This window comes from Streptomyces milbemycinicus, from assembly GCF_002154605.1.
GTDB classification, from domain to species: domain Bacteria; phylum Actinomycetota; class Actinomycetes; order Streptomycetales; family Streptomycetaceae; genus Streptomyces; species Streptomyces milbemycinicus.
Genome location: NZ_MUNE01000432.1, coordinates 1 through 9,376 on the forward strand (window position 1 = coordinate 1; position 9,376 = coordinate 9,376).

A 9,376-nucleotide genomic window follows, 5' to 3' on the forward strand; every position below is an offset into this window, starting at 1 on the left:
CCTCCACTCGTGAACGCCCCCCACCGCCGACCCCCACCACGCCCTCAACACTGCCCTCCACAACACACTCGCTCTGGAAATCTCGACCGCCGACACAGTGGTCGAACGGGTCTGAGAACCGGTAAGCCGAGCAGACGGCCGCCGCGGCTCTCGAGCATCTGCAGGACCCGAACGGGCACGCTGTCGGGTGAGGTCGTCGGAGTATCGCGGCGGAACTCACAGACCCGCTTCAGCTGAACACGGCACCCTCGCTGCGACGACTGCTGTGGACCGCGTCCAGCGTCACGCGGTGACAGTAGCCCTCCGACCGGCCACCCCGTCCCTGAAGCCGCCCCGGCGCTGGCAGCAATGGCCCGCCGACCTGCCATTCGTCCGCCATGTCGGAGCCGTTAAGAGTGCGACACAGTGCCTCCTGGAACTGCTCGGTGGGACCGCAATCCCGAGCTACCAGGAGGCCCTTCCGCTATGACCCGACCACCGCGGGATCACCCGGACAGGAACGCCTGATCAAGCCTGACGGGTAGGCGGAAGCCTTCAAAGTTCCTGAGGGCCAACGGTGGAGTGGCCATGCGCCGCGTTGAGAGCGCCTGGCCGACTCAACGCATGGAGATGGGCTGCTCAGCCCAAATGGTTTTGCCGGTGCGGGTATAGCGGGTGCCCCATCGCTGGGTAAGTTGAGCGACGAGGAGCAGTGCGGGTGCCGATAAATCATCCGCGCAGCTCAGGCAGCGTGCTGGTATTCGTGGAGGGTTCCGCCGAGTCGGTCTCGTCTGTGGACTTCCAGGTGGGCGAGTTGGGCTTGTTGGGTGATGGGTGTGGGTAGCGGGCGGCAGGGGGCGGCTTGTTCCAGGGCTCTGTGCGGGCGGTGCTCGTTGTAGAAGGATTCGTACTCGCGCAGGGCGTGAAGGAGGTGGCTCTGGTTCCAGATCAGGGTCCGGTCCAGGAGTTCGGCGCGGCAGGTCTGTATCCAGCGCTCCATGACCGAGTTCATCCGGGGTATCCGAATGCCGGTGGTGACGACCTTGAGACCGGCATCGGTCATCAGGGCGTCGAAGGCGGCTGTGAACTTCGAGTCGCGGTCGCGGATCAGGAACCGTGCCCTGCTGCCCGCGTCTTCGAGGTCCATGAGGAGGTTGCGTCCGAGCTGCACGATCCAGTCCCCGGTGGGGTGTGCCGTGGCGCCGAGGACCCTGATACGACGGGTGGTGTGCTCGATGACAGCGAAGACGTACAGGCGCGCCCCCGTCAGCGTGCGGACTTCGAAGAGATCACAGGCGAGAAGGGCCTTGGCCTGGCTGCGGAGGAAGTCGGCCCAGGTGGTGCTCTGCCGTTCGGGTGCGGGGCGGATTCCGTGCTCGCGGAGGATCTCCCAAACCGTGGAGGCGGCGACCTTGATCCCCAGCGCCGCGAGTTCGCCGTGGATCCGGCGATACCCCCACGAGGCATTCTCCCTGGCCAGGCGCAGGACCAGGGCACGGATCGACCGGATGGTGCGAGGGCGTCCACGTCGCCTGGGTACGCAGGTCGCGGCATGGCGCCGCCTGAGCAGCTCACGATGCCAGCGCAACACTGTGTCGGGGCGGACCAGGAGCAGAAGGTGCCGCAGTCTGTCTTTGGGGAGGTGGTGGAGCAGGCCGGCGAGGACGGCACGGTCGCTTTCGGTGAGGGTCGGCTTGCCGACCTGGCGCTGCAGGACCAGCAGTTGGTGCCGGAGTGCGAGGATCTCGATGTCCTTCTCTTTGTCGCTCATCGGCAGGAGGCGTAGGACCGCCAGGGCATTGGTCGCGGCGAGGTAGGCCAAACGCAGCAGCACGGCACATCATGATGCCGCCGGTGCGTTGGGCAGGAGAAGACGCCTGGGCCAGCTCATGCAGAGCCGAAGATTACTGATCAAGCCCCCCACCTGCATGGATGATTTTTCGGCACCCGCAGAGCTGCCATCCCTTGATTGACTCCCGTCGAGGATCGACTCTACGGCCAGGACGGTGGGCAACCGAGCCCGCACCGGATGTCATGGACTGTGACCCATCACCATCCCATGCGCTTGCGACCAGGCAGACGTCACCGAGGACGTGGCCAGTTATGCAGAACACGCCTTCGACGTGGGGGCTTTCCTGGGTCATTTCGACCTGACTGCCGCTGAGTTTGCTTGCCCGACATACCCGCGCCTGTCGGGACCGACAGCCGCCAGCCCATGCTTGGCACACTATTTTCTGCGCCGAGACACCCAGTCGACTGTCTCGCCACTGCGCCGTGGAGCCGGATACGGCGCTCACGCCCTGGGAGTGCCCCATCTGCACGCGGACGTCAAGGGGCTTTGCCCCGCCTTGACCCGGCAGGCAACTCGCGCCCCGGACACCCGAGCCCCGACTGCCTGCAGAAACGGGCCGACCAAGGCCGTCAGCCCCCACCTCCCCCCTGTCGCATAGGGAGCACGACACCACGCTCCCACCTCGAAAGGGGGTCGAGAGCCGACAAGGGGTCCTTATACCTCTCGATGCAGAGAGCATCCGAATCGATCAGGTGACATCGGGGGCCTGTGGTTGACGACGGCGCACAGGGACTCGGTACGGCGCTGTAGGTCTACCGGATCGGGTGACGGACGAATCGGGCACCGTTGACACGTCTGCGAGTTGGGAGCACGAGGGCTCCCAGAGGGCTCCCCATTGCTCCCAGCCCGGAAACGGTTAAGGCCGCTTCCGCTACCCGCGGAAACGGCCTCCGACCTGCGATGATGCTGGTCGGGACGACAGGATTTGAACCTGCGACCCCTTGACCCCCAGCCCAGCGACCACTCTTGGTAGCCAACCGTTTCACTCTGTAGCGGTCCGCTCGGGGCGGTACGGAGCGATACACCGCCAGTCACAGAGGGAGCCCCGCACGCGCGTCACCGCCGTCGACAGCGGCGCCAACATTCACACTGCCGCAGAGGCCGAGGGGGCCGTTCACGTCGCAGGGTCGACATGTGATCCTCGTCGACACCGCCTCCACCTCCCACACCCACACTCCATTCCCGCAGAGACGATTCGCAAGCCAGCCCGATGGAGTCCCGCGCGGCATCGGTATATGATTTTTGGTATGGGTGAGCGGTACGAAATCGAGCTTGAAGCGGAAGTCCAGCAGTGGCTGGACTCGCTCCCACCCGCCGACTACCTGCGCGTGATGAAGCTGGCCGACTTCCTCGCCGACCATGCCGAGACACTCGGCGAACCCCAGACCCGCCACCTGGGCGGCAAGCTACGCGAACTACGGTTCTCCCTGCACCGCCGCGAACAACGCATCACCTACTGGCTCGCCCCCGCCCGGCGCATCGTCATGCTGACCGTGTTCCACAAGACCCGCATGCGCGAAACCGCAGAAGTCGACCGCGCCCACGCAGCACAGCAACGGTGCGAAGCCAAACACCGCCCCGCCAACAGCCACGAGATCTACGACCGCAACGTGAAGGAGGAAGAACTGTGAACCACTCCACATGGAAGACCCGCCGAACCAAGGAACTGGCCAACGAGGAGACCGGTCTCGCCCCCCAGGCTCAGCAGATCTACGACGAAACCGGGCTGGCCATCGAAATCGGCCGCACCGTCTACCAGCGCCGCACCGAACTGGGCTGGTCCCAGACCGAACTCGCCCGCCGCGCCGGCATGACCCAACCCGCCATCGCCCGCCTCGAAACCAGCCTCACCCTCCCCTCCACCCGCACCCTCCTGCGCGTAGCAACCGCCCTGGGCCAGCCCCTCCACATCACCATCGGCCACGCAGCCTGACCAGGAACGACGAGTTTCCGAACGGCACACGACCGGACGGGACCGGTGCTTGGTGCCACTTCCAGCGCACCAGACGACGGTGCCAGGTCAGCAGCGTGCCCGGGGTGACCAGCCGATGGCGGCGTACGGCGGGTGGGAGGTGCCGTGCGAGAGCGCAGAGCACGCCACGATCAGCCCAGGAGAGCCGCGGCCGTTCGATCTGCCAGCGAAGCACAGCGACCTCATGACGAAGCGCAAGGATCTCGGCGTTGCTCGCGGCGGGCGATCGGCCCAGCAAGAGGAAGCAGCCCAGCAGTCGGCAGAAGATCAGGTAGCGCAATCGCAGACCCACGATCACTGATCATGCCCATACTTGAGCGATCGAAAAGCCCCAGGTCAACCACCATGCGGCAATAAAGACACCCTTCACGGACGTTGATCTGGAACCAACGACATCTCCTCGCCACCCTGCGCGAGTTCGAGCAGTTCTACAACGGACACCGACCACACCAGGGCATCGCGAACGCCAGGCCGCTGCACCCATTGCCCCCGCCGATCGACGATCCGGACACGTTAGCTCACCTCAAGATACGTCGACACGATCGCCTCGGCGGTATCCTCCACGAGTACCGGCATGCGGCGTGACCTGCATGGATGACGTTTCCGGCAAGGGCAATGTCCGGCGGGGCAGGTGGCCTTCTCGGCTTCCCAGTCGATGGTGAAGTCGGTGGCGGCGAAGCCTGCCTGGGCTTTGGCCTGCCGGGAGGTGTCCAGCAGGACTGGTGTGATCAGTGCGATGCCGTAGGTTTTGACCGAGCCGTGGATGAGTTCGGCGGTGGCGTAGCCGGAGTCGAGGTAGTGCTCATCGGGAAGCAGCCCGCGTTGCTGGAGCGCGTGGTGGACTGCGGGGAGAGTCTTGCTGTCCGGCACTGTGGAGTGGGTGGTGGCGATGTTCGTGATCAGGTTCGGGCGTGTGCGTGCCGCTTCGGGAGCGGAGGTGCCGGTCTCGCTGATGTGAAGCTTGTAGCCGTTCCAGAACATGTCGCGTTTGGCGGACCATCGGGCATCGGTGTCATACGGCGAGGACAGACGTAGGTGGCCGGGCGGTCGGCCGTCACCGCCCTCATCGGTCTTCTCCCGCCGCTTGACGACCTCGCGGCCGCCTCGGGTGGTGGTGCGGGTGTAGTTCTGCAGCAGCACGCACCGCAGAACCTGCACCGCGGGCAGCTCGCGCAGCCAGCCCGGAGAGCTGGAGTGGTAGACCGCGCCCAGCAGGGCGAAGCCGTCCCGGGCGAAGTCCACGGCCAGTTTCTGCTGCCTGGCCCGGGAAGTGGGCAGGCGCCAGCTGTCCACCCGCGGTCCGTACCGCCTGCTCCATGAAGCCACGTCCACCGCCTGGGCTACCCAGTCCGGATCCGCGCAGGTCAGCGCTTCCAGTGCGGCGCGAACCGCTTCCCCGGCCAGTTCCAGCCGGTTCAGGGCCCGCACCGCCGCGGCCACGTGGGTGGAGTCCGTGCGCTGCTTGCCTCCTTGGGCCAGCAGGCCTTGTTTCGACCAGCCTGGCCACCAACAAGTCCAGCACCTTCTCTTCCAGGCCATGGGCGGCGACCCGGGTGCGGAACTGGGAGAGGACACTGAAGTCGAAGCCGGGATCCTCCAGGCCCAGTCCGAGCGCGTAGGACCACGAGAGTTTGTCCCGCACCGCTTCAGCAGCCTGTCGGTCGGTCAGGTTCTCCGCCATCTGCTCCACCGTGACCAGTGCCAAGCGGCCCGGTGACCAGCCACGCGGCCCTGTTACCGCGAACGCTTCCGTGAACTCGGCATCTGCGAACAACTCACCGAGCCGATCACGTACCGCGACCGGTAGCGGCACCTGACGGCCGGAGTACTTCGCCCGCACCGCCCGAGCCACCTCCGGCGCCGGCTCCGGCCACAACCGCGGCTCCATCAACACCGGGCCCCTCCCGCTCCGTGACCGGGAACGAGAAAGACCGGCCACCAGACCAGCCTGCCGCAACAATCAACACCCCGACCAGCACAAACGGTAAATGGGCAACAGGATCGTGTCGCTTGCCAAGAACCCCATCCGCGCTGATGGGAAGCGGTGAGCGGGTTGTTCGGACTTCGACGGCGATCGCTTGATCCTACCCTCTCGCGTGGGTATCGATCGCGCGGAATGATGTTCGGTCGTGCTGCTGCGACTGGGCTACCTGGCTGTGACTCACGCGTTCGCGATGCTCCGCCTGCTGCCTACGAGCGACCTGTGGGACTCTGTCGCCCGATTCGGTCGACCTGGCCCAACCGGTAGGCCGCTGACGCTGAATGCTCAGGTCACGCTGGTCGAATCGGGCCTCACCGCGAATCGGGCGACAGAGTCCCACAGGTACTGCGCCTGATACCGAAGGGGCCGCCCAGGCAAGATGCCTGTGCGTGCGCCACGCCGCGCCCCCGCGATCCGTGTGCGGCTCAGGGCGTCCGGAGCGTCGCCAGATAGGTGGACACCAGTGTGCGGGCCCAGTCGGCGGAGGCAGGCTCGGGGGTGAAAATGGCGCGGTAGTAGAGCGGGCCGAGGAGGAAGTCCGCCGCGGTCTCCACGTCGAGTGCCGTCCCCCCGCGGTCCTGTTCGCGCCGGATGATCGCGCCGAGCTGGCGGTGGCGGTCCTCGACGCAGGCGCAGCCGCCCGCCGGGCCGGAGCCGATGGTCGCCCGCATGAGGGCGAGCGTGTCCGGGTCGGCGACGTCGGTGACCACATCGGCGAGCCAGCGCTGGAGGTCGCCGGCGAGGGAGCCGGAGTCGGGGACGACCAGGTCACCGGTGAAGCGGCTGGTGGCGACGTCGTTGAGTAGCTGGGCGGCGGACCCCCAGCGCCGGTACAAGGTGGTGGGGTGCACGCCGGCGCGCGCGGCCACGGCGGGCAGGGTCAGGGTCTCCGCATCCTCCTCGGCGAGGAGTTCTGCGACGGCACGGTGGACGGCCGCCCGCACCTTCGCGGAGCGGCCGCCAGGACGTACCTGGGTCGACGAGTCAGCCATGGGGAAATTATCGCACTGATCATTGCGTTAGTGGTAGCGTCCCAAACGCATCGATCACTGCTTTTGGAGTCGCGTCGTGTCCGGTCCCGCCCCGTCCCAGCTCCAGCCCTCCCCGCCGCCCACCGCCCGGGTGGCGCCACCGGAGGAGAGGCGACGACGGCTGAGCCGTCCCGTCGCCTTCGCCTCCCTCGCGGTCGTCTTCGTGCTGTTCATGGCCGCCTCCAGCGCGCCCTCCCCGCTCTATGTCGTCTACCAGCAGGAATGGCACTTCTCCGCCACCACCCTTACCACGGTCTTCGCCGTCTACGTGCTCGGCATGATCGGGGCGCTGCTCGTCCTCGGCGCCCTCTCCGACCACCTCGGCCGCCGTCCGGTCCTGCTCTCCGCGATCGCCCTCGAAGCGGTCTCGATGGTCCTGTTCCTCACCGCGGGCAACGTCGGCCTGCTGCTGACGGCACGCTTCATCCAGGGCATCGCCACCGGGGCCGCCATGACCACGCTCGGCGCCGCCCTGTCCGACCTCAACCCCGCGCACGCCCCGCACCGGGCGGGCCTCGTCACGGGCACCGCACCCACCTTCGGACTCGGACTGGGCTCGCTCGGATGCGGGCTCCTCATCGAATACGGGCCGCACCCCACCCGCCTCGTCTACGTGCTGCTGCTCCTCGCCCTCGTGGTGGCCGGCGCCCTCCTGTCGGCCCTGCCCGAGACCTCGCTGCGCCGCCCCGGCGCCGCCCGCTCGCTCCAGCCCCGCCTGCGGATCGCCCCCCACCTGCGGGCCGACCTGCTGAGCCTGGTCCCGATCCTCATCGCGAGCTGGGCGCTCGGCGGCCTCTACCTCTCCCTGGGCCCGTCCGTCGCCGTCGGCCTGTTCGGCCTCTCCAGCCACGTCGTCGGCGGACTCGTGGTCACCCTGCTCACCGGCCCGGCCTTCGTCACCGCTCTCGCCCTGCGCGGCTGGCCCGTCGGACGGACCCTCGCCGTCAGCGCGACCCTGCTCCTCGTCGGCACGGCCGTCGCCCTGACCGGTGTGGAGGAGCACTCCCTGACCGCGGCTGCGCTCGGAACCGCGATCGCGGGCGTCGGCTTCGGCGGCTCCGCCCTCGCCAGCTTCGGCACCCTGGCCCGGATAGCCCGCCCCGCCGAACGCAGCGAGCTGCTCTCCGTCGCCTTCGTCATCTCCTACCTGGCCTTCAGCATCCCGGCCGTGATCGCCGGCATCGCCGCCACGCACGCCGGTCTGCAGGACACGTTCGTCACCTACGCGGCGACGGTCGCCGCCCTCTGCGCCCTCGCCCTGCTCGCCCAGCGCCTGCGCGCGACCCGCACCCCCGCGACCGGAGGTGTTCCCCAGGCGTGAGGAACCGCCCGGGAACCGGTCGCCGCGGCCCGCTCGAGGCCGCGGCGAGCGCGGTGCGTCGGACGTTCGGTTGCCGTCCGCCCGGTCTCAGCCCGGCCGGGAGGCGTTCGCGACGCGCTGGTTGTGCACCCGGAGGCGGACCACGGCGGCGTTCAGCAGCGGAGCGGACAGGTCGAGTCGCTTCGCCGCACGGGCAAGGGAGGCCAGGACGTGCTCGACCTCCGTGGGCCGCACGTCCAGGACGTCCCGGTACATCGACGGGGCGAAGGGCGAACCCTCCTGCGTCACGGTGGCCTGCAGCGCGACGTAGGCGGCGTCGGGCGCCGGACACGGCGGCGGCCTCGGCGAGGACCGCGTCGGCGAACCCCTTGCCGCCGCTCACCGCCGCCACGTCACCGATGGTGCCCTGCGCGATGCAGGTGATGGTGGTGGTCGTGGCGATGAAGACCCACTTGTGCCACATCGACGTGAGGATGCGGTCGGAGACCTGGACGTCGAAGCCGACGACGTCCAGCGCGGCGGCCGTGTCGCGTAGACGGGCCGTGTGCCCTCCGTCGAGTTCGCCGATCTCGAGGCTCGCGCCCGGTGCCGACACGGTGGTCGCGCCGTCCGGGGTGAGCTGCGCCGCGACCTTCACGACGGCTCCGAGGACGGCTGAGGGGAACTGGGTGTCGATCACGTCGAGGTGGTCGATGCCGTTGAGGAAGGGGACGATCGCAGTGCGCGGGCCGACCGCCGGCTTGAGGTCCTGGAGGCCAGCTTCGAGGGAACCGGCTTTCACGGTCAGCAGGACCAGGTCGTAGGGACCGTCGAGTTCCGTGGCGGTGACCAGCTTCGGCTCCAGGCGTTCGGATCCCTCCAGTGTGGTGATGCGCAGCCCGTCGGCGCGCAGTTCGGCGGCGCGACGGGGGCGGACCAGGAACGTCACGTCGCGTGCCGCGCGGGCGAGTCGGGCGCCGAAGTAGCCGCCGGTGGCACCTGCGCCCACGATGAGGATGCGTGTCATGTCTCCGTGTCCTTCACTGCGTTGCCGAGGGGCGGAGGCTCCAGCGGGTGTGTGGGTGAGTGCTTCAGCGCGGTTCGGTGAGCGGGGTGGCCGGGGCCCCCGCCGGGGCGGCGGTCTCGCGTGTGCGGGTGGCGGTACGGGTGATCCGCACGCCGACGACGGCCGTCGCGACGCTCAGCGCCGCCGCCACCAGCCTGTGGGTGCCGGAATCTGGGCTCTTGCAAGATTTTCGTG

General features: G+C 68.2%; 7 protein-coding genes and 1 pseudogene. 3 read left to right on the forward strand and 5 right to left on the reverse strand.

Annotated features, from left to right (window positions below):
- Positions 1-721: 721 nt before the first annotated feature.
- A complete protein-coding gene (locus CCN51_RS31985) occupies positions 722-1,813 on the reverse strand; it encodes an integrase core domain-containing protein (protein WP_014181296.1) in 1,092 nt (363 codons plus the stop codon).
- A gap of 1,265 nt (positions 1,814-3,078) precedes the next feature.
- Here CCN51_RS31985 and CCN51_RS31990 point away from each other — a divergent pair.
- Together CCN51_RS31990 and CCN51_RS31995 are read left to right on the forward strand one after the other, a co-directional pair.
- Positions 3,079-3,462: a type II toxin-antitoxin system RelE/ParE family toxin gene (locus tag CCN51_RS31990; protein ID WP_014181295.1), complete on the forward strand. Its 384-nt coding sequence runs from the start codon at positions 3,079-3,081 to the stop codon at positions 3,460-3,462.
- On the forward strand, positions 3,459-3,764 hold the full coding sequence (locus tag CCN51_RS31995) for a helix-turn-helix domain-containing protein (protein ID WP_014181294.1): 306 nt from the start codon (positions 3,459-3,461) through the stop codon (positions 3,762-3,764). Before CCN51_RS31990 ends, CCN51_RS31995 begins: the two co-directional genes overlap by 4 nt.
- On the opposite strand, the gene CCN51_RS32000 is transcribed toward CCN51_RS31995, so the two are convergent.
- From CCN51_RS32000 to CCN51_RS32015, 3 genes and pseudogenes are all read right to left on the reverse strand, one after another.
- Positions 3,742-4,095 (reverse strand): integrase, encoded by a 354-nt coding sequence (locus CCN51_RS32000; protein WP_202948318.1) that lies wholly within the window; start codon positions 4,093-4,095, stop codon positions 3,742-3,744. The two genes, CCN51_RS31995 and CCN51_RS32000, sit on opposite strands and share 23 nt — an antisense overlap.
- Positions 4,096-4,418: 323 nt before the next feature.
- Positions 4,419-5,691: pseudogene (locus CCN51_RS60185) on the reverse strand (transposase); the annotation flags it as partial.
- Positions 5,692-6,209: 518 nt separating this feature from the next.
- Complete coding sequence (locus CCN51_RS32015; RefSeq protein WP_014181292.1) at positions 6,210-6,776, reverse strand: TetR/AcrR family transcriptional regulator; 567 nt, start codon at positions 6,774-6,776, stop codon at positions 6,210-6,212.
- 76 nt (positions 6,777-6,852) lie between these two features.
- Between CCN51_RS32015 and CCN51_RS32020 the strand changes: the two genes are divergently transcribed.
- Positions 6,853-8,136, forward strand: coding sequence for an MFS transporter (locus CCN51_RS32020; RefSeq protein WP_014181291.1), 1,284 nt, complete (start codon positions 6,853-6,855; stop codon positions 8,134-8,136).
- On the opposite strand, the gene CCN51_RS32025 is transcribed toward CCN51_RS32020, so the two are convergent.
- Positions 8,033-9,142 carry a 2-dehydropantoate 2-reductase gene (locus CCN51_RS32025; RefSeq protein WP_014181290.1) on the reverse strand — a complete coding sequence of 370 codons (1,110 nt, stop codon included), beginning with the start codon at positions 9,140-9,142 and terminating at the stop codon, positions 8,033-8,035. The two genes, CCN51_RS32020 and CCN51_RS32025, sit on opposite strands and share 104 nt — an antisense overlap.
- Positions 9,143-9,376: the final 234 nt, after the last annotated feature.

Bases quoted from the DNA above. Each gene is read 5' to 3' on its own strand.
- CCN51_RS31990 (WP_014181295.1), top strand. From the start codon at position 3,079: ATGGGTGAGCGGTACGAAATCGAGCTTGAAGCGGAAGTCCAGCAGTGG.
- CCN51_RS32015 (WP_014181292.1), bottom strand. From the start codon at position 6,776: ATGGCTGACTCGTCGACCCAGGTACGTCCTGGCGGCCGCTCCGCGAAG.
- CCN51_RS32025 (WP_014181290.1), bottom strand. From the start codon at position 9,142: ATGACACGCATCCTCATCGTGGGCGCAGGTGCCACCGGCGGCTACTTC.